Raw genomic sequence first — 24546 nt, forward strand, 5'->3', positions numbered from 1 at the left:
TCTCGGACGAAACAACGGTTCGATATTTGTCGAACTGTCATTCCGGACGGGGCATTCCCGATTCCGCCAAATTGGTTCGAGTATTATCGAACCATGCCCGCCAACCAGGTGCTCCCGCACCCTGACCTCGCCGACCTCACGCTCACCGACGTGCTCTTCGCCCTGAGCGACCCCGCCCGGCTGCAGATCGTCCGTGACCTCGCGGACGGCCCGCTCGAGATGGCCCAGTGCGGCGCCACCAACCCGGCCCTGCCCAAGTCGACCAAGTCGCACCTGATGAAGGTGCTGCGCGAAGCGGGGGTGATCCGCAACGAGCCGCGCGGTCGCGAGCGGCTGGTGTCGCTTCGTCGCGAGGAGCTCGACCTGACCTTCCCCGGACTGCTCGACAGCGTCCTCGGCGCCACCCGCTGACCCGGCCACGCGGCATACCCGCGTCGGGGGACGCGCTCAGTCCCGGGGTGCGGGGCGCAGCTCGCTGACCAGCGGCACGACGTCGGCGATCGAGTCGACGATGCGCGTGGGCTGGTAGGGGAAGCGGCCCACCTGCTCGGGACGGGTGGAGCCGGTGAGGACCAGGACGGTGCGCAGCCCCGCCTCGAGGCCGCTGATGACGTCGGTGTCCATCCGGTCGCCGATCATCACCGTCGACTCGGAATGGGCGTCGATGCGGTTGAGCGCGCTGCGCATCATCAGGGGGTTCGGCTTGCCGACGAAGTAGGGCTGGTGGCCGGTCGCCGTGCTGATCAGGGCCGCGACGGAGCCGGTGGCGGGCAGCATGCCGTGCGGGCTGGGACCGCTGACGTCGGGGTTCGTGGCGATGAAGCGGGCCCCCGCCTCGATGAGCCGGATCGCCTTGGTGATCGCCTCGAACGAGTACGTGCGGGTCTCGCCCAGAACCACGTAGTCCGGGTCGCGCTCGGTCATCGTGTAGCCGACCTCGTGCAGTGCGGTCGTCAGGCCGGCCTCGCCGACCACGAACGCGGTCCCGCCGGGTCGCTGGTCGGCGAGGAACTGCGCGGTCGCGAGGGCCGAGGTCCAGATCGACTGCTCGGGCACGTCGATGCCGCTGGCGAGCAGGCGGGCCCGCAGGTCACGTGGGGTGAAGATCGAGTTGTTCGTCAGGACGAGGAAGCGTGTCCCGGACTCCTGCAGGGCGGCGATGAACTCGGGTGCCCCGGGGATGACGCTCTCCTCGTGGACGAGCACGCCGTCCATGTCGGTGAGCCAGCACTCGACGGGCTTGGGGGTGGTCATGGGCCCATTGTGCCGACTTGTGCTGCGCGCTTTGGTGGAGCACCAGCAGCCGGACCGGGAGCACGCTGGGAGGGCCTGAAGGAGGTGCTCGTCATGTCATTGGCCACGAGCGCAGTTGCGGCGCTGCTTCCTGTCGCGGACATCGATCGCGCCAAGGGTTTCTACGACCTGCTGGACCTGCCGTTCCTGGGGACGAACGACGAGGGCAGCCTCATGTACCAGCTCAGTGGTGGCGCGATGCTGATGCTGCTTCCCCGTGAAGCGGGCACGCAGAACCCCAGCACCGCGCTGACCTGGGAGGTCGACGACGTGGTCGCCGAGGTGGCCGACCTCGAAGGGCGGGGCGTGGTCTTCGAGGACTACGACCTGCCCGACCTCAAGACCGTCGACCACATCGCCGAGATGGGTGGCGAGAAGGCGGCGTGGTTCAAGGACCCCGACGGCAACGTCCTGTGCGTCCACCAGGTGGCGAGCGGCTAGCCAGCAGCCCTCGTATGCCGTGCCCCGCCCTCAGGGGCACGCCCGACTCCGTGCGTGCGGGGTCAGGGTGCGGGTCGCTCAGGCGACCTCGATGGCGTGTCCGCCGGTGACCCGCAGGAGCTCCTCGTAGGTCGTGCGGAAGACCGTGTGGCTGTGCCCGGCGGCGGCCCACACGTGCCGGTAGCGGCTGAGCGAGACGTCGACGAGGGTGCGCACCGGGGTGGCGTGGCCGACCGGTGCGACCCCGCCGATGGTGAAACCGGTCGCCGCCAGGACGAAGTCGGCGTCGGCGCGGTCGAGGTGGTCGATGTCGTCGACGAGCTCGGCGACCTTGACCAGGTCGACCTTGTGCGCGCCCGAGGTGAGGATGAGCACCGGGCTGATGCTCTGGTCGGGGGCGTGGGCACGGAAGATGAGTGAGTTGGCGATCTCGGCCGGGGTGATGCCGAGGGCGGCGGCTGCGGCGGCTGCGGTCCGGGCGGCGTCGGGCAGGCTGACCACCTGCGGGACGACGTGGTGCACCGCAAGCGTGTCGAGGACCCGGCGCACGGCGGGGTGCCCGGTCAGGTCGGGGGTCGAGGCAGCCGGGTCGGTGGCTGGTGCGGCCGGGTCGGCGGTGGATGCGGCCGGGTCGGCGGTGGATGCGGCCGGGTCGGTGGCGGCCGGCATCGGGTCGGTGGCGGAGGCCACCAGGTCGGGGGCCGACGGCGGTCCGTCGGGCGCTGTCATGTCCCCAAACTAGGGGCGTGGGGGAGTCGCTGTCACCACTGGTTCCGCAGGGGTTGACGGGCTGTCCGTGGCGGGGTGTACGGTTCTTCTTATCGAACACTTGTTCGAACTCGTGGTCCCACGACCGGTCCACCGGTCACGGCCCGCTGGTGACGGCTCCACCGTGACCGGCGGTCCCGCGGAGCACTGCGGCTCTGGCCCTGTGATCAGGCGCCTCGACCCCGCCCGTCACAGGGCCAGAGCAGCACCCGAGTGCGCCGTCGCGCCTGCCCTCGACGGTGCTGCGTCATGCCCGGTTTCACGCTGCCCATCTCATCGCCCTCTCATCCCACCTCTCATCCCACCTCTCATCCGCACCAGACCGTGAAGGAGCATCCCGTGGTTCGCCGCTACGAAGAGACCATCGAGGTCCGCGAGGGGGTTCGCGACGATCTCACCTCCGGCACCCTGGGGGCTGCCGGAGGTGTCGAGGGTGCGGGAGCAGGACGCGAGCCCGAGGCGTTCGTCTGGCGCGGCCGGCTCTACGTCGTGCGGGCCGTGCTCGACCGCTGGCAGGAACGCCGCCCGTGGTGGCGCGACGCCCGGGAGCGTGATGGTGGCAGTGACGTGCTCACCGATGCCCGCGAGCGACAGGTCTGGCGGGTCGAGGCGAGTGCCGGCCGCCTCTGCGGGGTGGGGGTCTACGACCTGGGTGCCGACCACGGCAGCCAGTGGCGGCTGCTGAGGGTCGCGGACTGATGGGAAACCCACTGATGACCACCGAGGCCTCCACCGGGGCTTCCACCGGGGCTTCCACCGGGGCTTCCACCGGGGCTTCCACCGGGGCCGCTGCCACCCTCGACCTGCTCGACCGGGCCCGGCACTCACTGCTCGAGGCCTGCCAGAGCCAGGAGGTCACCCGGCGTTACGACCAGGCCCAGCTCGGGGCGCTGCGCGCCGCCGCCGCCGTGGTCGCCACCCGCACCTCCAGTCGTCCACCCACGGGTCAGTCGGGTCCGCGCAGCCTGTGGGAGCTGCTGCCCACGGTCGCCCCGGAGCTCTCCGAGTGGGCGGGGTTCTTCGAGGTGGTCGGAGCTCGTCGCCACCACGGTCACAGTGCACGGGAGGCCGATGACGTGCTGCGGCAGTCCGAGCTCTTCCTCGACCTCGTCTGCCACACCCTCGGTCTGCCGGTGACCGTGTCGCCCCACGACCACCTGCTGGTGCCCACCGCCCTGGCCACGACGACGCCTGACCCCACCACCACCCGAGCTGCCACCACCGGTGCGAGGGCGGCGCCATGAGCACCGAGTTCGCCCACCTGCACGTCGCGTCGGGGTTCTCGATGCGTTACGGCACAGCACCCCCCGAAGCCCTGGTCGAGCGCGCCGCCCAGCACCGCCAGCCGATCCTCGCCCTCACCGACCGTGACGGTCTCTACGGCGCGGTCCGGTTCGTCCAGGCGGCCACCGCGGCCGGGATCGCCCCGGTCCTCGGCGTCGACCTCGCGGTGGGTCCGGACGCGGCCCACCCCGGCGCAGCGGGGGCGCGACCCGCTCCCACCCCCACCCGGACGCCGGTCCGCGGTGGTGCCGAGCGCGACGCGCGCCACCCACGGGTCACCGTCCTCGCGCGGGGGCGCACAGCCGGGGTGCCCGCCGGGGTGGGGTGGGCGGCGTTGTGCCGGCTGGTCACCCAGACCCACCTGCGGGGGGAGCGCGGGGTGCCGGTGAGCTCCGTCGCGGTGCTCGCCGGCGCGTGCGGGGGACCGGCGGGAGTGCCGGGGGAGCAGGGCGGTGGAACAGCAAGGGGAGCAGCAGGGGGACCCGACGGTGGGGGAGAGCCCAGCCCGCTCGTGGTGCTGCTCGGACCCGACTCCGACGTGGGTCGCGCGCTGCTGGCGCGACGCACCGACCGGGCCCGGGAGCTGCTGTCCGCCTGGCGACGCCGGCTGCCACCCGACGCCGTCGTCATCGAGGTGGTCTGCCACGGGGGACCCGAGGGCACGCCGGCCTCACGCAGCCACGCCCGGCGACTGCTCGGGCTCGCCGACGAGCAGGGTGTCCCTGCGGTGCTCACCGCCGCGGTGCGCCACGTCGACCCGGGGGAGTCGGCGGTCGTCGACGTGCTCGACGCCGCGCGGCGGTTGGTCGCCCTCGACACCCGGCACCTCGACCGGGTCACCGACGCGGCCCACCTCGCGAGCACCGACACGATGCACGCCATCGCCCGCGAGGTCACCGGTGGCGACCGGGCGCGCGCCGACGCCCTGGTCGCCCGCACCCTGGCCCTGGGGCTCGGGTGCGCCCAGAGCGCACGGCACGACCTCGGCATCGGCTCGATCCACCTGCCCGAGCCCGAGCGGCTGGGGGTGGAGCCGGGCATGAGCGCCCAGGTCATGCTCGAGCAGCGGTGTCGCGGGGCGGTGGCCTGGCGCTACCCCGGGGCCAGCGAGCACGAGCTGATGGCCATCGAGAGCCGGCTCGCCGACGAGCTCAAGGTGATCGCCGAGCTCGGCTACCCGACCTACTTCCTCACCGTCGCCCAGGTCGTCGACCTGATCCGGGAGATGGGGGTACGCGTCGCGGCCCGCGGATCCGGTGCCGGGTCGCTGGTCAACTACCTGCTCGGCATCAGCGGGGTCGACCCGATCCGCTACCACCTGCTGATGGAGCGGTTCTGCTCCCCGCTGCGGGCCGAGCTGCCCGACATCGACATCGACGTGGAGTCGGCCCGGCGCACCGAGGTCTACGAACGGATCCTCGACCGGTTCGGCGGTGAACGCGTCACGTGCGTCTCGATGATGGACACCTACAAGGTCCGCCACGCCATCCGCGACGTCGGATCGGCCCTCGGGCTGCCACCGGTGGAGATCGACGAGATCGCCAAGGCGTTCCCGCACATCCGGGCCAAGGACGCGCGCAATGCCATCGCCGAGCTACCCGAGCTGCGGGCCCGGGGTCTGGACAGCCCACGCCTGCGGGCTCTGTTCGACCTCGTCGAGCGGCTCGACGGGCTGCCCCGGCACATCGCGTTGCACCCGTGCGGGGTGATCCTGTCCGACGGCAGCCTGCTCGACCGCACCCCGGTCGAGGCGAGCTGGCTGGGGTTCCCGATGAGCCAGTTCGACAAGGACGACGTCGAGACGCTCGGGCTGCTCAAGCTCGACGTCCTCGGCATCCGCATGCAGTCGGCGATGGCGCACGCCGTGGCCGAGGTCGCCCGGGTCGACGGGGTGCAGGTCGACCTCGACGACCAGGCGCAGGTGCCGCTCGACGACGAGGCGACCTTCCGGCTGATCCGCACCAGCCACACCCTCGGCTGCTTCCAGATCGAGAGCCCCGGGCAGCGCGAGCTGATCGGCAAGTTCGGCCCGGAGCGGTTCGAGGACCTCGTCATCGACATCTCGCTGTTCCGACCCGGCCCGGTGAAGTCCGACATGATCACGCCGTTCCTCGAGGCCCGACACGGGTGGAAGGAGGTCAGCTACCTGCACCCCACGCTCATCGAGGCGCTGCGCGAGACCGAGGGGGTCGTCGTCTTCCACGAGCAGGTGCTGATGATCGTCGCCGAGACCACCGGGGTGTCGCTGGCCCAGGCCGACGAGGTCCGCCGGGCCCTCGGCACCCCCAAGGGCCAGCACGAGATCGAGGCCTGGTGGCGACCCGCGGCGAGGGCGCGCGGCTATGCCCCGGCCGACGTCGACCGGATCTGGGAGGTGCTCAAGGCGTTCGCGTCGTTCGGGTTCTGCAAGGCGCACGCCGCGGCCTTCGCGCTGCCCACCTACCACTCGGCGTGGCTCAAGACCCACCACGCCGCCGCGTTCCTCGCCGGGGTGCTCACCCACGACCCGGGCATGTACCCCAAGCGGCTCATCCTCGACGACGCCCGGAGCCTGGGCATCGCGGTGCTCGGGCTCGACGTCAACGTCTCCACCGACAGCTACCGCATCGAGCGCCTGGCCGATGACACCAATGACACCGATGACCCCAATGACACCGATGACCCAGACCCGTCCGGGTTCGTGCCACCGCACCCCGACCTGCCCGATGCCAGCAGCTACGGCATCCGGCTGTCCCTGGCCGACGTGCGGGGGATCAACGACGCGGAGGTGGCCCGCATCGTGGCGGGCCAGCCCTACGCCGGGTTGGCCGACTTCTGGCACCGCGCCCACGTCTCGCGACCGATCGCCGAGCGCCTCGTCCTCGCCGGCGGGTTCGACAGCCTCTATGGCATGCGGGTCGAGTCCGCCGGGATCGGTGCCGGGGGACTCGGGCGCCGGGGTCGCACCACCCGTCGCGACCTGCTGCTCCACGTCGCCGAGCTCGACCGCTACGGACGCGCCCTCGACCGCGCTGCGAAGCGGGCGGCCCCACGACGGGGGAGGGCGTCGAGCGCTGCCCCGTCGGACCAGGCGCTCGAGACCGGCCAGGTGCGGGCCAGGGCGGCCGCGCAGTCCCAGGGTGCCCTGCCGGTCCGCGCGGCCGACCAGCAGCCGACCCAGCTCGCGCTCGACCTCGGCGACCGGCCCGAGCTCACCAGCGGCACCGGCCTGCCTGAGCTGTCCGGTCCCGAACGCATCCGCGCCGAGCTCGACATCCTCGGCCTCGACGCCAGCGCCCACGTCGTCGCCTTCTACGCGCCGATGCTCGACGCCTTGGGGGTGACCCGCAGCCGTGACCTGCTGCGGGCGCGCAGCCGGTCGACCGTGTGGGCGTGCGGGGTCAAGGTGGCCACCCAGACGCCGCCGATCCGGACCGGCCGCAGGGTGGTCTTCCTGACCCTCGACGACTCCACGGGTCCGGTCGACGCGACCTTCTTCGAGGACGTGCAAGGCCCGTATGCCGCCACGGTGTTCCACTCGTGGATGCTGCTGGTGCGGGGAGTGGTCCGACGCACCGGCCCGCGAGGCATCTCGCTGCGGGCGACCGGGGCGTGGGAGCTCACCCCGTTGTGGGAGGCCTGGCTGGGCGGTGGCCTCGAGGCGGTGTATGCCGCGATGGAGGCGACCGAGCGCGCCGCCACCGAGCAGGCGGAGGCGTTGGAGGCGGCCCACCTGGACCAGGTGGGCGCGGGCCGGCGGGTGCTCGTCCACGCCTCGGGGTTCCGCCAGTCGCCCTACGCCGACACCCGCCCACCCGGAGAGGACGTGCGGGGTTCGCACCGGCTGGGTCAGGGGGTGGTCGTGCCCGATGGCAGGGAGGCAGAGCAGTTCAGCCCGCCACGCAAGCTCTGGCACTCCAGCCCAGGAAGCTCGGGCCATTAGGCTGGCCGACGTACCCGCAGACCCAGCACAGGAGGTGGCCGTCGTGGCCGAAGAGCAGTGGCGGCACCGGCGCGGCGGCGTCGAGACGGCCCTGCGGACCTCGGCGGTGTGGGCCTCGGTGCGCAGCCTCATCGAGCGTCGGCAGAGCGAGCTCGGCCGCTCCCTGCGGGTCCTGGACCTGGGTGGCGGCACGGGAGGGCTCGCGGTCCCGCTCGCCGAGCTCGGCCACCAGGTGACCGTGGTCGACCCCAGCCCCGACGCCCTGGCCTCGCTCTCGCGGCGCAGTGCCGAGCGGGGCGTGGCCGACCGCATCACCGCGCTGCAGGGCGATGCGGACTCGCTCGCCGGCTTCGTGGGCGCACAGCAGCTCGACCTGGTCTGCTGCCACGGCACGCTCGAGGTCGTCGACGACCCAGAGGCCACCCTCGCGGCGCTGGCCGGCGTGCTCGCACCCGGCGGCTACCTCAGCCTGGTGGCCGCCGGGCGTCTCGCGGCGGTCCTCGCCAGGGCGCTGGCCGGCCAGTTCGCGCAGGCGCACACGGCCCTGACCTCGCCGGACGGCCGATGGGGCGGCGCCGACCCGCTGCCGCGCCGGTTCGACGCCGCCGCCCTGCGCTCCCTGGTCGAGCAGACCGGGCTGGTCGTGGAGGACGTGCACGGGGTGCGCGTGTTCAGCGACCTCGTCCCCTCGGCCCTGATCGACTCCGACGCCGACCGCGTCGCCCTGCTCGAGCTCGAGGAGGCCGCCACCGGCCACCCGGACTTCGGCTTCCTCGGACAGCTCGGCGCCGCGGTACACGTCCTCGCCCGACGCTGACGGCGTCCGAGCCACCCGAGATGAGCCGACGCCAGTACACGCTTCCCCAGCGCGGCGAGGAGCACCCCCCGGACGACACCGGGTGCACGGTGCTGCACGTCGACATGGATGCCTTCTACGCGTCGGCCTCCCTGCTCAGCCGTCCCGAGCTGGTCGGCACCCCCGTCATCATCGGTGGCGGTGGCAACCGGGGGGTGGTCCTGTCCGCGACCTACGAGGCTCGCAAGTACGGCGTCGCCTCCGCCATGCCGATGGCGCGCGCCCGGCGGCTGTGTCCCACCGCCACGGTCGTGGCGCCCGACCACGCCCTCTACAGCGCGATCTCCGCCGCCGTGATGGCGACCTTCGAGACCATCACCCCGGTGGTGGAGCCGCTGTCCCTCGACGAGGCCTTCCTCGACGTCTCCGGGGCGATCCGGCGGCTCGGCAACCCGGCCAGGATCGGCCAGCTGATCCGCGACACCATCCACGACGAGCAGGGCATCACCTGCTCGGTCGGGGTGGCACCCACCAAGTTCGTGGCCAAGCTCGCCTCCGGCCTGGCCAAGCCCGACGGCATGGTCATCGTGCCCCGTGACGAGGTGGTGACCTTCGTGCAGCAGCTGCCCGTGGGAGCACTGTGGGGGGTGGGTGACAAGACGGAGGAGGCTCTCCTGCGGCTCGGCTTGCACACCGTGGCCGACATCGCCCACACACCCGTCGACACGTTGCGCCGGGCGCTGGGCGAGAGCGCCGGCCCGCACCTGCACGACCTGTCCTGGGGTCGCGACCCCCGCCACGTCGAGGTCCAGCGCCGCGAGCGCAGCATCGGCTCGGACGAGACGTTCGAGTTCGACGTCGACGACCCGGCCTACATCCACCGACAGCTGCTCAAGCTCAGCGACCGGACCGCGGCCCGGGTGCGCTCGGCGGGGATGCTCGGGCGGACGGTCACGATCAGGGTGCGGTTCTCCGACTTCACCACCATCACCCGCAGCCGGACGCTGCGAGACCCCACCGACGTCAGTCGTGAGATCTTCGACACGGCCAAGGGGCTCTACGACGCGTTGGGCCTGCAGAGGGCCAGGATCCGCCTGGTGGGGGTGCGGATGGAGGGCCTCGTGGAGAGCCAGGGCGCGCCGATCCAGGGCACCCTGGACGAGCCGGACCACGGGTGGCGCGACGCCGACCGTGCGGTCGACCGGGCCAGCGCCCGGTTCGGGGCGGGGAGCGTGCGCCCCGCCAGCCTGATCAGCGACCGCGAACGCGACAGGCGGCGCGGGCGGCAGGGTGGAGTCGAATCCGAGACGGGCCAGACCTCCCCCTGAGAACGGGTAGTGCAACACCGCGCGGCGACATATCCTGAAGAGGTCAGCGGAAGGCCACTGACCGGCAACGATGCTCTCGACAGGCAACGATTCGGTGGCTTGACGCGTTAGTTGGGTGCACGCCGAACGTCCAGGAGGTCACCGTGCCGCTCTCTGAGCACGAACAGCAGCTGCTTGAGCAGATGGAGCAGGCGCTGTATGCCGAGGACCCCAAGTTCGCCTCGCAGATGCAGGGTGCCGGTGCCCGCGCCAGGGCCCGACGACGGATGGCCGTCGGCGTCGTGGGTGTCGTGGTCGGTCTGGCCCTCGTCCTGGTCGGCGTGAACACCACGATGTGGATCGGCGCGATCGGTTTCGCCGTGATGGTGAGCGCCGTCGCGTTCGCGCTCACGCCGCCGCGGCGCAAGGCCGCCCTCGGCACGGTCCAGCCAGATGGCAGCGTCCGGCGCGCCACCCCCGGCAAGTCACCCAGCAAGCCCAAGTCCACCAAGTCCGGCGGGTCGTTCATGAACCGCATGGAGGAGCGGTGGGACAAGCGCCGCGACGACGGCTACTGAGCACGACGACCACTGAGCACGACGGCATGCGGGTGGTCCGCAGTCACGCCGTCCTGAGCGTCAGACCCGGCTGAGCAGCACGCCCACGACCCACGTGACGGCGATCGCCAGCGCGGCGAGCAGCTCGATGCCCATCGACAGGAAGACCGCCTTGAGCGCGGCCTTGGTCGAGACCCAGGCGGCCGACCGGTCCTGTGAGTGGCCGAGCTCGACGAGGAAGATCCCGCCGACGAACCCGACGGCGGCCCCCACGACGGGGATCACGAAGAAGCCGACGACGGCCAGCAGCACCGCCAGGACCAGGGTCGACCGGCGGACGCCGGCCTCGCGCATGCGACGACCCGGCACGGCATACTGCAGCGCCAGCCCGGCCAGGTAGAGCGCAGCGCACGCCCCGAAGACCGACCAGCCGAGCGTGCTCTGGGTGTCCAGGGCCCACAGGAAAACGCCCGCGAGGCACAGCAGCAGCCCGGGGATCACGGGAATGACGATCCCCACCATCCCGATCACGATCAGGACGGCGGGGACCCAGAGGGTGGCCTCCATCAGGAGGTCTGGTGTCGCGTTCTACCGCTCCTCGATGGGAGCCACCGGGGGAGTCTCGTTGAGGCGCTCGGTCTCGTCGACGATGTCAGCGTGCTCGCGCAGCTTCGGCAGGTGCTCGCGGCCGTGGTGGGCGCAGAACAGCAGTTCGCCTCCAGCGTGAAGGCGAGCGCGCACGTAGGCCTGGGCGCCGCAGCGGTCGCAGCGGTCGGCCGCGGTCATAGAGGGTGCCAGTGCAGTGGTCACGTCAGCCTTCCTTTCGTTGCGCCCGGGAGCGCGTTGTCTCTGATGAGACGAGGTACCCCGGACTTCGGTTGATACACCCGGGGAAGTACTTTTCCCGAATGGCCCGTCCGGTGCCGTGGTCAACAGTCAAGCACGCCACGTTCTTCCCAGTTGGTATTGGGTGTCATGTGGGCCATCTCATGTCGCATTGGGTGATTCGTAGGTCAGGCGTCCGGTGGATGGGAAATCCGACCGCGCAGTGGGTGGGGCCGCCGTGCCGCGTGCCTGCACGGTGACCGGAGAGGGGCGAGATAGCGTGGGGTCACCCCTGTGTGAGCATGAGTGAGCACGCAGGAGTCGCCGGAACCCACCACAGGAGCACAGCACCGTTGGCCACCGCCACCACCGCCAAGAAGGCCGCGACCACCAAGTCGACGTCGGACTACAGCGCGCACCACCTGCAGGTCCTCGAGGGCCTCGAGGCGGTCCGCAAGCGCCCCGGCATGTACATCGGGTCCACCGACGGTCGCGGCCTGATGCACTGCCTCTGGGAGATCATCGACAACGCGGTCGACGAGGCGCTGGCCGGGGTCTGCGACCACATCGAGGTCGTCCTCTACCGCGACGGGTCGGTCGAGGTGCGCGACAACGGTCGTGGCATCCCGGTCGACATCGAGCCGCGCACCGGCCTCACGGGTGTCGAGGTGGTCTTCACCAAGCTCCACGCGGGTGGCAAGTTCGGTGGCGGCTCCTACACGGCTTCCGGTGGACTGCACGGTGTCGGCGCCTCCGTGGTCAACGCGGTCTCGGCTCGGCTCGACGTCGAGGTCGACCGGGGCGGCAACACCTACGCGATGAGCTTCCGCCGGGGGGAGCCCGGCTACTTCCCGGACGTCGCCACCGACGACAAGGCGCCGGACCACGAGTTCACCCCCTACGAGCGCTCGAGCGAGCTCGCGGTGGTCGGCAAGACCAAGCGCGGTGTCACCGGCAGCCGGATCCGCTACTGGGCCGACGAGCAGATCTTCCTCAAGGATGCCGAGTTCGACTACGACGGACTGGTCGCCCGCGCCCGCCAGACGTCCTTCCTCATCCCCGGGCTGACCCTGGTGATCCGCGACGAGCGACGCAGGCCGGGCACGGCGGGGGAGTCGGCGACCCACGTCGAGACCCTCGTCCACGACGGCGGCATCTCCGAGTTCGCCGAGTTCCTCGCCCCGGACGCAGCCGTCACGGAGGTCTGGCGACTCCAGGGCACCGGCACCTTCACCGAGACCGTGCCGGTCCTTGACGCCAACGGCCACATGTCGCCGACCGCCGTCGAGCGGGAGTGCGCCGTCGACGTCGCGGTGCGATGGGGCACGGGCTACGACGCCAAGGTCAGCTCGTTCGTGAACATCATCTCGACGCCCAAGGGTGGCACCCACCTGGCCGGCTTCGAGCAGGCGCTGCTCAAGGTGTTCCGCAAGCAGCTCGAGGTCAACAGCCGGCGCCTCAAGGTCGGCAGCGACAAGCCCGAGAAGGACGACGTCCTCGCGGGCCTGACCGCGGTCGTCACGGTGCGGCTCGCCGAGCCCCAGTTCGAGGGCCAGACCAAGGAGGTCCTCGGCACCAACGCGGTGCGGGCGATCGTCGCCAAGGTGGTCGAGCAGGAGCTCACCGCCCGGATCACGTCCACCAAGCGTGGCGAGAAGGCCCAGGCCGCGCTGCTGCTGGAGAAGGTCGTCTCGGAGATGAAGTCGCGGATCAGCGCGCGGCTGCACAAGGAGACCCAGCGTCGCAAGAACGCCCTCGAGACGAGCAGCCTGCCGGCCAAGCTGGCCGACTGCCGGTCGACCGACGTCGAGCGGTCCGAGCTGTTCATCGTCGAGGGCGACAGCGCCCTCGGCACCGCGAAGCTGGCGCGCTCGAGCGACTACCAGGCGCTCCTGCCGATCCGCGGCAAGATCCTCAACGTCCAGAAGGCCTCGGTCTCGGACATGCTCAAGAACGCCGAGTGCGCCGCGATCATCCAGGTGATCGGCGCCGGCTCCGGGCGGTCCTTCGACCTCGACGTCGCGCGCTACGGCAAGGTCATCATCATGACCGACGCCGATGTCGACGGCGCCCACATCCGGACCCTCCTGCTCACCTTGTTCTTCCGCTACATGCGTCCCCTCGTCGAGGCCGGGAGGGTGTATGCCGCCGTGCCCCCGTTGCACCGCATCGAGGTCGTCAACCCCGGCTCGAAGAAGAACGAGCTCATCTACACCTACTCCGAGAAGGAGATGCGCACGACGGTGGCCTCCCTCGGCAAGCGGGGCAAGAACATCAAGCAGCCCCTGCAGCGCTACAAGGGCCTCGGGGAGATGGACGCCGACCAGCTGGCCGAGACCACGATGGACCCTCGGTTCCGCACGTTGCGGAAGGTGACCCTGCGCGACGCCGAGGCTGCCGAGCGGGTCTTCGAGCTGCTGATGGGCAATGACGTCGCCCCGCGCAAGGACTTCATCGTCGACTCGGCGGCAGGTCTCGACCGAGAGCGCATCGACGCCTGACGGCCCGGCTCACCCACGGCCTCGGCCGCGGCGATGCGTGGTGCCCGGGACGCGGCATACGCGGTGTTTGTCGTTGCCCGACCGGGGCTTCTAGGCCACTGTGGGGGTCTGCAGGGGCCGTGAAGGGCGGCTCCCGCGATCAGAAGGATGTGCCATGAGCGCTGTTGCCGAGGCCGACACGGGGGAGACCCAGACCGAGCTGAAGCGGGTGATGGGGCCCAAGCTCCTGCTCCTGTTCATCGTCGGTGACATCCTGGGCACCGGGGTGTACGCGCTCACCGGGAAGGTGGCTGCGGAGGTCGGCGGCGCGGCCTGGGTGCCCTTCCTCGTGGCCTTCGGGATCGCCATGATCACGGCGTTCTCCTACCTCGAGCTGGTGACCAAGTACCCGCAGGCGGCCGGCGCCGCGCTCTACACCCACAAGGCGTTCGGGGTGCACTTCCTCACGTTCATCGTCGCCTTCACCGTGATGTGCTCCGGCATCACCAGTGCCTCCACGGCGTCGCGGGCCTTCGCCTCCAACCTCGCGAAGGGCTTCGGCCTCGACAAGGACAACACCACGCTGATCCTCGTGGTGGCGCTGTGCTTCATGGCGCTGGTCGCCCTGGTCAACTTCCGGGGCGTCGGCGAGAGCGTGCGCGCCAACATCGTGCTCACCCTCGTCGAGCTCTCCGGGCTGCTGCTCGTCATCCTCGTGGGCTTCTACGCGCTCTTCGCGGGCAAGACCGACTTCCGCCAGACCATGGTGTTCGACAGCCCCAGCGACAAGAGCGCCTTCCTCGCCGTCACCGCGGCCACGTCGCTGGCCTTCTTCGCGATGGTCGGCTTCGAGGACTCGGTCAACATGGCCGAGGAGACCAAGGACCCGGTGAAGATCTTCCCGAAGATGATGATCACGGGGATCTCGCTGACGGGTGTCATCTACATCCTCGTGGCGCTGTTCTCCGTGGCGATCGTGCCGGTGGGCGTGCTCGGGGAGAGCGAGACCCCGTTGGTCACCGTCGTCGAGAAGGCCGCCCCGGGCGTCCCGATCGACACCCTGCTGCCCTTCATCTCGATGTTCGCGGTGGCGAACTCGGCCCTGATCAACATGCTCATGGCCAGCCGGCTGCTCTACGGCATGGCCAAGCAGGAGGTCCTGCCGCCGTTCCTCGGCAAGGTGCACCGCAGGCGCCAGACGCCGTGGGCAGCCATCATCTTCACCACGCTGCTGGCGTTCGGCCTGATCGCCTACGTGTCGCGGGCGAGCACCTCGGCCACCGAGACCCTCGGTGGCACGACGTCGCTCTTGCTGCTGGGCGTCTTCACCCTCGTCAACATCTGCGTGCTCGTGCTGCGCAAGAACACCATCGACCGCAAGCACTTCGTCGCCCCGACCGTCCTGCCCGTCATCGGGGCGGTCCTGTGCCTGTTCTTCGTCACCCCGCTGACCGGAAGGGCTGGGGAGCAGTACAAGATCGCCGGGATCCTCCTGGCCCTCGGAGTCGTGCTGTGGGCGGTCACGTGGTTCGCCAACCGCGCGCTGCGGGCCAAGAAGACCTTCCTGCGCGACCCCGAGGAGCTCAGCGAGCGGGAGGGCGGCGCCAACTAGCCGTACTGCCCCGCCGTCGGCCCACGGTCCGAGGCCAGACGGGTCCGAGGTCAGACGACGGCAGCCGCCGGCGACCGTCGTCGGCCGGCGGGTCGGGGAGCAGCGGTGGAGCCACGCACGATCAATTCGACCTCGAGGACCTTGTCCACGACGGTGTCACCCCCGCGACCGCGCAGGGCATCGAGCATCATCTGTCCCGCGAGGCGGCCCTGCGCCTCCACGTCCTGGCGCACCGTCGTGAGGTCGAAGATCTCGGCGTGGACGTGGTCGTCGATCCCGATGACCGACACGTCCTCCGGGACGCGCAGACCGTGCCGTCGGGCAGCACTCAGCACCCCGAAGGCCATCTCGTCGGACGCCGCGATCACGCACGTGGGGAAGTGGGCGAGCCCGAACAGGCGGTCGGCGTGCTCGGCAGCGCCGGCGGCAGTCCAGTCGCACTCGAGGACCCACTCCGGTGGGCAGACCAAGCCGTGGTCGGACATCACCCTGGCGAAGGCGTCCCGCCGGTCGAACGGCGTCTGCAGGTGGGTGATCGAGGACGGCACCGTGCCGGCGTAGCCGATCTCGCGGTGGCCCAGCTCGATCGCGTAGCGGGTGGCCAGGGCCATCGCCTCCCGGTCGTCGATCCGGACCGAGGGCCAGCCGGGCTGGCGGTTGCCGACGGTCACCACCGGCATACCGAGGCGGTCGAGGAGGGACCGCTCGGCGGGCACGGGGGGCACGTTGAGGATGACCGCGCCGTCGGCGCGCTTCCAGAGCATCGTCTGGGTGATCGGCAGCCGGGTGTCGAAGGTGTGGCCTTCGAGGTCGCACAACAGGACGTGGAAGCCTTCCTCACGCAGGACCTTCTCGATGCCGCTGACGACGGTGGCGAAGAACCACCGGTTGAAGTACGGGGTGATGACGCCGACCCCTCGGGTCCGACCGGAGACGAGGCTGGTCGCGGCGGGCGAGGCGACGTAGTGCAGCTCGGTGGCTGCCGCGAGCACCCTGTCGCGCGTGCGGGGGCTGACCCGGTCCACCCCGCGCAACGCACGGGACACGGTGGCCACGGACACGCCCGCGGCCTTGGCCACATCGCCGATGGTGGTCATCTCGCAACCCCCATTCGAGGTCTAGACGCCGGTGTTGCGCCGCAGCCGCCACACGAACCAGAGGACTGCCAGGAGGACCGCGAGGAGCACGGCGGACCCTGCCGCCGACTCCCCGCGGACCTCCAGCACCACCGTCTGGACGACGGCCATGAACGCGAAGAACCCGATGATTCCGAGCAGCATGTCCAGCCGCTGGGCTCGTGCCCGTTGGCCGCCCGTGCCGCCCCCTGGGTTGAAGATTCCCATGGGTGCTGGGGGTTTCGGCTGTCGCCTAGCCCTTCACACCTCCCGCCGTGAGGCCGGACACGATGGCCCGCTGGAAGATGAGCACCATGATGATGAGCGGCACGGTGACGATGGTCCCGGCCGCCATGACCGCGGTGTACGGCTCCTGGTGGGGTTGGGCTCCGGTGAACTGGGCGATGGCCACCGTGACCGTCTGGGTCTTCGGTGTCGAGAACTGCGCGGCCAGGAGGTACTCGTTCCAGCTGGCGATGAAGGCCAGGATGGCGGTCGTGAACAGACCGGGCGCCGCAAGCGGGAGCATGATCTTGCGGAACGCCTGACCCGGGGTGCACCCGTCGATCCGGGCGGATTCCTCGAGCTCCCATGGCATCTCGGACAAGAACGCCGTCAACGTATAGATCGTCAGCGGTAGGGCGAACGAGATGTTCGGGATGATCAGGGCCTGGTAGTTGGCGCCGGTCAGCCAGCCGAAGTTGGAGAACATCTGGAACAGCGGCGAGACCAGGGCCACGCCCGGGAACATCGATGCGCCGAGGATGACCCCGAGGACGGCGTACTTGCCCGGGAAGTCCAGGCGAGCCAGCGCGTAGGAGGCGAAGACGCCCACCAGCAGGGCCACCGCGGTGGTGACGATGCCGATGATGACCGAGTGGAACAGCGCGGCACCGAAGTGGTTGCCGCGGTCGGTCGAGAAGGCCGTCTTGAAGTTGTCCAGCGTCACGTGGGTGGGCCACGGCGACGTGTCGAACGTGTAGCCGACGTCGCGGAACGCGGTGACGACCATCCAGTAGAACGGGGCGAGTCCCCAGATGACCAGGGCCGCGAGGCCGAGGTACATGCGGATCTTGGCGCCGCGCTCACTCTTGAAGTGGATCTCCTGGGCCTCGGTGCGGCCGGAGTCCGGGGGCGCGGCCGTCGTGGTCGTGGTGCTCATCTCATGCTCCCGTCGACGTGGCGTTGGCGGCGACCGGGTTGCCGGTCTCGGCGGCTGGCTTGTCAGGTTTCTTGGACTTGGGTGGCCGTTGCACCACGTCCGCGCCGCCGAACTGGATGAACAGCCAAGCCGTGAAGGCGATCAGGAGGAAGACGATCGTCGACAGGGCCGAGGCGCTGTGGAAGCCACCACGGATCTGTTTGATGACGAGCATCGACAGCGAGGTCGTTCCTCCACCACCGCCGGTGAGGATCGCCGGCAGGTCGTAGATGCGCAGCACGTCGAGCGTGCGGAACAGCACGGCCACCATGAGCGGCACCTTGACGAGCGGCAGCGTGATCTTGGTGAAGGTCTGCCACTTGGTCGCACCGTCGATCTGCGCCGCCTCGTAGACGTCGCCGGGCACGAGCTGCAGTCCGGCGAGGATGAGCAGCGCCATGAACGGGGTGGTCTTCCACACGTCGGCGATGATGATCGCGAACTTGGCGGCCGTGGGGTCGCTCGTCCACAGCTGTGGGTTGATGCCGACGATGCCCAACAACCGGTTGGCGATTCCGTCGAAGGCGAAGATGAAGAACCAGAGCTTCGCGGTCACGGCCGTGGGGATGGCCCACGGCACGAGGATGGCCGCGCGGACCAGGCCGCGGCCCTTGAAGTCGCGGTTCATGATCATCGCGAACCACATGCCGAGGATGACCTCGAAGAAGACGCTGACCACGGTGAAGAACAGCGTCACCCAGAGGGCGTCGTAGAACTGGGCGCCCAGCGTGCCGGGCGGGCAGTCCACCTCGCCGCACTTCTGGAGCAGCCAGTGGGTGTAGTTGGAGATCCCTGCGTTGCCGCCCTCCACGAACAGCCCAGTGGCCGGGTCGAGGCCGGCGTCCTTCTGGAAGGACAGCTGGATCGCCTTGAACAGCGGATAGATGATGATCACCGCGAGGAAGAGCATGGTGGGTGCCACGAGCATCAGGCCCAGGCGACCTTGGCCTGCGTTGAGGCCCTTGCTCTTCTTCGGCTTCGTGCCAGTCGATCGCGGTGGTGCGGATGTGGCTGCGCTCATGCCTGCTCCTAGCCCGGGAGGTGCGTCTCAGGGTGGGTCGAGATGGTGGTCGAGTGGAGCGTCGACCGAGGATGCGAAAGGCAGGGGTCCTGCAGGTGTGGGGGTGACCCCGTGGGGCCACCCCCACACCTTGGGATGTTGCGTTCAGACCGGTCAGCCGCCGGCTGCCGCCATGGCGGACTGCATGTCCTTGACCGCGGCCTCAGGTGTCTTCTGGCCCTGGATAGCGGCGTAGAAGTTGTCCTGGATGGCCTGGGTCACCTGCGGGTAGAACGGGGTGACGGGACGGGAGACCGCGTTGGCGATGGACTCCTTGAGCACCGGGAGGTACGGGTACTTCTTGACCAGTGCCTCGTCGGTGTAGATGGACTCGATGACCGGGGCCAGCGAACCCTTCTCCATGTTGGTCTTCTGCTGCTCGGGGCTGGTGAGGAACTTCAGGAAGTCCAGGGCGGTTGCCTTGTACTTCGAGTAGGCGCTGATGGCCGCCATGTGGCCACCGAGCGTCGACGTGCCGGGACCGTTCAGGCCGGGGAGCGGGGCGACGGCGAACTTGCCCTTGACCTTGGACGACTTGTCCGTGGAGGCCAGGTTGTAGACGTAGGGCCAGTTGCGCAGGAACAGCAGCTTGCCGTCCTGGAAGGCCGCACGGCTCTGCTCCTCCTGGTAGGTGATCGCCTGCTTCGGGATGTCACCGCTCTTGTAGTGGTCGGCCAGGGCCTTGAGGCCGGCCGCCGCCTCGGGGGAGTCGACGGTGGGCTTGCCCGCGTCGTCGACGACCTTGGCGCCATAGGCGTTCATCCACTCGGTGGCGTTACACGTGCCGCCCTCGTACTTGGCGAACTGGCCTGCGAAGCAGTCCATTCCGTTCTGCTTGGCGATGGAGCACATGCCCCACATCTCGTCGATCGTCTTCGGCGGCGTCTTCACCAGGTCGCTGCGGTAGTAGAGCATCGCGCCGTCCGAGGACGTCGGGGCCGCGAACAGCGTCTTGTTGTAGGTCGCGGCCTTGACTGTCGGCTCGAGGAACCCGGTGGTCGGCAGGGCCATCTTGTCCTTGAGCGGGGTCAGCCAGCCCTTGGCGGCGAACTCCGCTGTCCAGACGACGTCGACGGAGACGACGTCGTAGCTCGGGTCCTTGGCCTGGAAGTGCTGCACGAGGTCGTCGTGCTGCTGGTCGGCCTGGTCGGACTGCTCCTTGACGGTCACCTTCTCGTTCGGGTGGGAGGAGTTCCACTTCTCGGCCATGGGGCCGAGCAGACCGCTGTTGTCCTTGCCCTGGACGTAGGTGATCGGGCCTCGGGCTGCAGCGCCGGAGCCAGCCGTGCTGCCCGTGCCGCCGCCGTCATCGCCGCCACAGGCAGCGGCAACGAGCGCCACGGCCACAGCTCCGGCCATCACCGTGAGGGTGCGCCGCTTGTGCATTCGAAGGGCCATACGCCCGCCTCCATCTTCTCGCGTTGCGCTGGGGCGGACTGCCCTCAGCGCTGAGGTGAACCGAGTTCATGTAAACGTTTACGCTCCGCCGCCGCAATCCGAAGACGCAGTCGTTCCGGTAACGATTGGGTAACTGGCAGGTGATCCACGCGTGACGAGCCGGAGTTGTCCCGATCCGTCAGTCGACGAGGGTCCCGACCCAGTCCGCCACGTGGACAGCGGCCTTGCCGCAGGACTCGGGCAGGTCCTCGTGCGTGCGGCGTTCGAGCGCCACGTGCCACACGCGACCGTCCCTGTGCCGCACCACGAGCGAGCCACCGGCGTCATCCGCACGGTCGCCCACGCCAACCGCTGCGTCCTCGACGTCGAGGCCGGTCAGGTCGGTGATCCCCACCCGGTGCCGGACGAACGACTCCGCGGCCTGGTGGGGGCCGGACAGGGGGCTGCGCCCGCGGTCGTGCAGCGGTCCGAGGACCGATCGGGGCAGGTGGCCGGCGTCGGCCGCGGTCAGGACCTCGGCACTCGCCGCGGCGTCGAGCCTGGCCAGCGTGGCACCGTGCGGCAGCAGCACGCCGGTCGGGGCGAACCGGTGTCCGCCGGTGTGGGACGCCTCCCACACCCTCCCCGGGTGGGCCGCGGACGACTCCAGGGCGACCGGGCGACCGCGGACGGCGCAGCAGACGTCGCGGCGTCCGTTGGTGCACAACAGGAGGATCGGCTCGGCGGGGGTCGCGCCCGGCGCAGTCGCCAGGACGGCCTCGCGGTCACCGCGAGCGAGCGCGTCGAGGTCGAGGTCGAGGAGCGTTGCCGGGTCCCTGACCGAGAGCTGCAGCAGCCAGGGCGCGGCACCCGCCCAGGCGAGGTATGCCGTGTGGCCGGCCTCGCGCGCGTCGTCGGCGTGGCGACCCGGCCGGCGGATGAGGGAGAGTCGACCGCCGCGATCCGAACACTCCTCGGACAGGGAACGTCCTACAGCCGCAGGCAGATGCGACTCAGTCGCCGCATCTCGACCCCAGGGCCCGGACTGCTCGAGCGCGATGAAGAAGGTGGCTCGCGCAGCCGTGCCGTAGGCGCTGACGTCGGCTCGGTCGAAGCCCACCGAACAGGCGTCCGGCGCCGGGGTGGCATGGGTGGCAGGGCTGTGCGGACTGGCTGACGTCACGACCGCGCCGTCACGAGAGTGGCGGCCCGGCGATGCGGGCGATGGCGGTTGCCGCAGGGACACCCGAGCCGTCCCGGCGGCCGGTGGCCTCGGGCAGGTCGAGGGCCACGCCGTTCGCGGCCGCGGCCCGGGCCGGCAGCGCGCCCGCCCAGGCGAGGACGAGGGTGTCCTCGCCCTTGAGGAACCGGTGGCAGCGCACACCACCGGTGGCCCGGCCCTTGGGCGGGTACTCCGAGTAGGGCGTGACCTTGAGTGAGCCGGGCTCGGTGCCCGGGAGCGCCCCCGAGGAGCCGGAGGAGGTGACCACCACGCCGTCGGCGCCCTGGGGCACCGCACCGAAGAAGGTGACCTGGTGCCCGGACCCGAGCTTGATGCCGGCCATGCCCCCGGCGGCCCGTCCCTGGGGTCGCACGGCCGCGGCCCCGAACCGCAGCAGCTGCGCGTCGGAGGTGATGAAGACCAGGTCTTCGGTGCCGGTCGCCAGCTCGACGGCTCCCACCACCTCGTCGCCGTCCTTGAGGGAGACGATCTCGAAGTCGGGGCGGGACGGGTAGTCCACCGTCACCCGCTTGACCACGCCCTGGGCGGTGCCGAGCGCGATCCCGGCCGACTCGGGGGAGACCGACACGAGGGTCAACGGCTCCTCACCGGGGGGCAGGTCGACGTAGGCCGCGAGCGGCGCACCTCCGGACAGGCTGGGCGAGCCGTTGGTCGGCGGCAGCGTCGGCAGCTCCAGCGCGGACAGCCGCACGAGCCGGCCCCGGGACGTCACGAGCCCGACCTCACCGCGGGCGGTCGTGCGGACCGCTCCCACGAGCGCGTCGTGCTTGCTGCGCGCCGAGTCCAGCGGGAGCGGGTCGGCCGACCCGGTGCGGGCCAGCAGCCCGGTGGAGGAGAGCAGCACCCAGCACGGGTCGTCGGCGACCTCGAGCGGGGTGGTGGTCGTCGCGGGCACACCGGCCGACTCCAGCAGGACCGTCCGGCGGGGCGTGCCGTGCGCCTTCGCGACGTCGGCGAGCTCGGTGGAGACCGTCTTCATCAGCAGCTTCTCGTCACCGAGGATGGCTTCGAGCTCCTCGATGAGGCGCTCCAGCTCGGTCTTCTCCTTGTCGAGCTCGAGCCGGCTGAACTTGGTCAGGCGGCGCAGCTGGAGCTCGAGGATGTAGTTGGCCTGCGCCTCGGAGAGGTCGAAGACGTCGATCAGCCGAAGGCGAGCGGCGGCTGCGTCGTCCGAGGTGCGGATCACCTGGATGACCTCGTCGATGTCGAGGATCGCGATGAGCAGTCCCTCGACCAGGTGCAGGCGGTCCTTGTACTTGGTGAGCCGGTACTCGGTGCGGCGACGAACCACGTCGGTGCGGAAGTCGACGTAGACGCGCAGAAGATCCTTGAGCCCCAACGTCTTTGGCTGACCGTCGACGAGCGCGACGTTGTTGATGGAGAACGAGTCCTCCATCGGGGTGAGCTTGTAGAGCTGCTCGAGGACGGCGTCGGGGTTGAAGCCGTTCTTCACCTCGATGACGAGGCGCAGCCCGTGCTTGCGGTCGGTCAGGTCCTTGACGTCGGAGATGCCCTGGAGCTTCTTGGACTGGACTGCGTCCTTGATCTTCTCGATCACCTTCTCGGGACCGACGAGGTAGGGGAGCTCGGTGACGACGATGCCCATCCGCCGGGGCGAGGTCTTCTCGATCCGCGTGGTGGCCCGGGTCCGGAAGCTGCCGCGGCCGCCCAGGTACGCGTCCCGGATCCCGTCGAGCCCGATGATCCGTCCGCCCTGGGGCAGGTCCGGGCCCGGCACGAACCGCATGAGGTCGTCGAGCGAGCAAGTGGGGTTGGCGATGAGGTGACGAGCCGCGCCGATCACCTCGACGAGGTTGTGGGGGGCCATGTTGGTGGCCATGCCGACAGCGATCCCGCTGGCACCGTTGACGAGCAGGTTGGGGAAGGCAGCGGGGAGCACCGCAGGCTGGAGGAGCTGGTCGTCGTAGTTGGGGATGAAGTCGACGGTCTCCTCGTCAAGACCGGTGACCATCAGCATCGCGGCGGCAGCGAGCCGGGCCTCGGTGTAGCGCGAGGCAGCCGGGCCGTCGTCGAGCGAGCCGAAGTTGCCGTGGCCGTCGACGAGCGGCAGGCGCATCGTGAACGGCTGGGCCATGCGGACCAGGGCGTCGTAGATCGCCGTGTCCCCGTGCGGGTGGTACTTGCCCATCACGTCGCCCACGACACGGGAGGACTTCACGTGACCGCGGTCGGGGCGCAGCCCCATCTCGGCCATGGAGAACAGGATGCGGCGCTGGACCGGCTTGAGACCGTCGCGCGCGTCAGGCAGGGCGCGCGAGTAGATGACCGAGTAGGCGTACTCGAGGAACGCCCCCTGCATCTCCTCCTCGACGTCGATGTCGACGATCCGCTCGACGTAGCTGTCGTCGGCCGGTGCGGGTGGGGTCTTGCGGGCCATGCGTGCGTGCAACTCCTCGCGGTCGTCCCCGCTCGGTGCGGGGATCCCCCCAATCTTGTCCCACGCCTAGACCGGGGTTGCCCCCGACTCGCCGCTGACCCCGTGCTGGGTGCCCTCGCTGACCCCGAGGTCGGCGCCCTTGAAGTGCCCCCAGTGCACGACCTCGGTGGCCGCGCGCCGTGGCCGGGTCCGGCTGGACCCCTCGGTGCGCCGCAGCTCGTGGCCCAGGGCCACGACGCCGACGAGCCGCCGGTTCTCCGGTATGCCGTGTGCCCGGCGCACCGCCGCGTGCCTGGGCGCTGGGACCCCGAAGAACAGCGCCCCCACCCCCTGGTCGACCGCCGCGAGCAGCATCAGCATGGCGGCCATCCCGGTGTCGACGTCCCAGTAGGGGACCGGCCAGCGCGCCGGGTCACGGTCGTCCCAGCCTTTGTCGGGCTCGGCGTAGCGGTCGAGGTAGGTGTCCGGGTCGGACAGGCAGAGCACCAGCACCGGCGCCGCCGAGACGCCGGCCAGCCAGGCGTCGCGCGGTGCGCCTGATGCCGGGTCGCGGGTCGCACTCCAGAACCGCGAGCGGTCGTCGTCCTCCAGGAGCACCACGAAGTCCCAGCCCTGGCTGAAGCCGGCGCTGGGAGCCCGCTGCGCGGCATACAGGACCGCGTCGAGGACGGCGGGCGGGACCGGTCGGTCGGGGTCGAAGCGTCGCACCATGCGGCGCCGCCTGAGCACGTCTGCGAACTCCATGGGGTCATCCTGTCGTGGCGGCCGTCGAGGCACCGGATGGCCCGTGCACCCTGCCTGCAAGACTGGCCGACGACCCACCCGCCCAGCACTGCCAACCCGGGACCGCCCTGCGGCGTCCACGAG

General features: G+C 70.4%; 22 protein-coding genes. 10 read left to right on the top strand and 12 right to left on the bottom strand.

Translation table 11 applies throughout. From position 1 onward, the window contains the following. Positions 1-93 precede the first annotated feature (93 nt). A complete protein-coding gene (locus tag AC1DWJ_RS00405; RefSeq protein WP_477619762.1) occupies positions 94-411 on the top strand; it encodes an ArsR/SmtB family transcription factor in 318 nt (105 codons plus the stop codon). A 36-nt stretch (positions 412-447) separates the two neighbouring features. Here the strand turns inward: AC1DWJ_RS00405 and AC1DWJ_RS00410 are convergent, their stop codons facing one another. Further along, positions 448-1254, bottom strand: a complete 807-nt coding sequence (locus AC1DWJ_RS00410) for an HAD-IIA family hydrolase (RefSeq protein WP_477619763.1) — start codon at positions 1252-1254, stop codon at positions 448-450. A gap of 93 nt (positions 1255-1347) precedes the next feature. On the opposite strand from AC1DWJ_RS00410, the gene AC1DWJ_RS00415 reads away from it, so the two are divergent. Then, positions 1348-1734 (top strand): VOC family protein, encoded by a 387-nt coding sequence (locus AC1DWJ_RS00415; RefSeq protein ID WP_457252897.1) that lies wholly within the window; start codon positions 1348-1350, stop codon positions 1732-1734. A gap of 78 nt (positions 1735-1812) precedes the next feature. On the opposite strand, the gene AC1DWJ_RS00420 is transcribed toward AC1DWJ_RS00415, so the two are convergent. After that, complete coding sequence (locus AC1DWJ_RS00420; RefSeq protein ID WP_477619764.1) at positions 1813-2463, bottom strand: YbaK/EbsC family protein; 651 nt, start codon at positions 2461-2463, stop codon at positions 1813-1815. Between the two features lie 378 nt (positions 2464-2841). On the opposite strand from AC1DWJ_RS00420, the gene AC1DWJ_RS00425 reads away from it, so the two are divergent. The 6 genes from AC1DWJ_RS00425 to AC1DWJ_RS00450 all read left to right on the top strand — a co-directional run bounded on the left by AC1DWJ_RS00425 (position 2842) and on the right by AC1DWJ_RS00450 (position 10389). Next, on the top strand, positions 2842-3201 hold the full coding sequence (locus AC1DWJ_RS00425; protein WP_457252894.1) for a DUF6504 family protein: 360 nt from the start codon (positions 2842-2844) through the stop codon (positions 3199-3201). Continuing rightward, complete coding sequence (locus AC1DWJ_RS00430; RefSeq protein WP_457252893.1) at positions 3201-3746, top strand: SAV_6107 family HEPN domain-containing protein; 546 nt, start codon at positions 3201-3203, stop codon at positions 3744-3746. Before AC1DWJ_RS00425 ends, AC1DWJ_RS00430 begins: the two co-directional genes overlap by 1 nt. Beyond that, complete coding sequence (locus tag AC1DWJ_RS00435; protein ID WP_457252892.1) at positions 3743-7708, top strand: DNA polymerase III subunit alpha; 3966 nt, start codon at positions 3743-3745, stop codon at positions 7706-7708. The genes AC1DWJ_RS00430 and AC1DWJ_RS00435 overlap by 4 nt, the downstream gene beginning before the upstream one ends. A 43-nt stretch (positions 7709-7751) precedes the next feature. Next, on the top strand, positions 7752-8525 hold the full coding sequence (locus AC1DWJ_RS00440; RefSeq protein ID WP_457252891.1) for a methyltransferase domain-containing protein: 774 nt from the start codon (positions 7752-7754) through the stop codon (positions 8523-8525). Positions 8526-8545: 20 nt separating this feature from the next. Next, a complete protein-coding gene (dinB, locus tag AC1DWJ_RS00445) occupies positions 8546-9832 on the top strand; it encodes a DNA polymerase IV (RefSeq protein ID WP_457252890.1) in 1287 nt (428 codons plus the stop codon). Positions 9833-9975: 143 nt separating this feature from the next. Beyond that, a complete protein-coding gene (locus tag AC1DWJ_RS00450) occupies positions 9976-10389 on the top strand; it encodes a DUF3040 domain-containing protein (protein ID WP_457252889.1) in 414 nt (137 codons plus the stop codon). Positions 10390-10449: 60 nt separating this feature from the next. On the opposite strand, the gene AC1DWJ_RS00455 is transcribed toward AC1DWJ_RS00450, so the two are convergent. Together AC1DWJ_RS00455 and AC1DWJ_RS00460 are read right to left on the bottom strand one after the other, a co-directional pair. Further along, positions 10450-10935 (bottom strand): DUF456 domain-containing protein, encoded by a 486-nt coding sequence (locus AC1DWJ_RS00455; RefSeq protein WP_457252887.1) that lies wholly within the window; start codon positions 10933-10935, stop codon positions 10450-10452. A 21-nt stretch (positions 10936-10956) separates the two neighbouring features. Then, positions 10957-11178, bottom strand: coding sequence for a DUF7455 domain-containing protein (locus AC1DWJ_RS00460; RefSeq protein WP_457252886.1), 222 nt, complete (start codon positions 11176-11178; stop codon positions 10957-10959). Between the two features lie 317 nt (positions 11179-11495). Here AC1DWJ_RS00460 and AC1DWJ_RS00465 point away from each other — a divergent pair, with 317 nt between their 5' ends. Then, entirely contained in the window at positions 11496-13694 is a 2199-nt protein-coding gene (locus AC1DWJ_RS00465; RefSeq protein WP_477619765.1) for a DNA gyrase/topoisomerase IV subunit B, read from the top strand. 154 nt (positions 13695-13848) lie between these two features. Next, on the top strand, positions 13849-15285 hold the full coding sequence (locus AC1DWJ_RS00470; RefSeq protein WP_457252883.1) for an APC family permease: 1437 nt from the start codon (positions 13849-13851) through the stop codon (positions 15283-15285). 50 nt (positions 15286-15335) lie between these two features. Here AC1DWJ_RS00470 and AC1DWJ_RS00475 read toward each other — a convergent pair whose 3' ends face one another. From AC1DWJ_RS00475 to AC1DWJ_RS00510, 8 genes are all read right to left on the bottom strand, one after another. Then, on the bottom strand, positions 15336-16382 hold the full coding sequence (locus tag AC1DWJ_RS00475) for a LacI family DNA-binding transcriptional regulator (RefSeq protein ID WP_457252881.1): 1047 nt from the start codon (positions 16380-16382) through the stop codon (positions 15336-15338). Between the two features lie 21 nt (positions 16383-16403). Continuing rightward, positions 16404-16565, bottom strand: a complete 162-nt coding sequence (locus tag AC1DWJ_RS00480) for a hypothetical protein (protein WP_457252879.1) — start codon at positions 16563-16565, stop codon at positions 16404-16406. Between the two features lie 88 nt (positions 16566-16653). Continuing rightward, on the bottom strand, positions 16654-17562 hold the full coding sequence (locus tag AC1DWJ_RS00485) for a carbohydrate ABC transporter permease (RefSeq protein WP_457252878.1): 909 nt from the start codon (positions 17560-17562) through the stop codon (positions 16654-16656). Position 17563: 1 nt separating this feature from the next. Further along, positions 17564-18622 (bottom strand): carbohydrate ABC transporter permease, encoded by a 1059-nt coding sequence (locus tag AC1DWJ_RS00490; RefSeq protein WP_457252877.1) that lies wholly within the window; start codon positions 18620-18622, stop codon positions 17564-17566. 153 nt (positions 18623-18775) lie between these two features. Further along, a complete protein-coding gene (locus AC1DWJ_RS00495; protein ID WP_477619974.1) occupies positions 18776-20047 on the bottom strand; it encodes an ABC transporter substrate-binding protein in 1272 nt (423 codons plus the stop codon). A 190-nt stretch (positions 20048-20237) separates the two neighbouring features. Continuing rightward, entirely contained in the window at positions 20238-21221 is a 984-nt protein-coding gene (locus AC1DWJ_RS00500; protein ID WP_457252876.1) for a sucrase ferredoxin, read from the bottom strand. A 10-nt stretch (positions 21222-21231) separates the two neighbouring features. Continuing rightward, entirely contained in the window at positions 21232-23679 is a 2448-nt protein-coding gene (locus AC1DWJ_RS00505) for a DNA gyrase/topoisomerase IV subunit A (protein WP_457252875.1), read from the bottom strand. A gap of 66 nt (positions 23680-23745) precedes the next feature. Then, a complete protein-coding gene (locus AC1DWJ_RS00510) occupies positions 23746-24423 on the bottom strand; it encodes a nitroreductase family protein (protein WP_457252874.1) in 678 nt (225 codons plus the stop codon). Positions 24424-24546: the final 123 nt, after the last annotated feature.

The sequence above is a fragment of the Pedococcus sp. P2_D7 genome, from assembly GCF_056404295.1.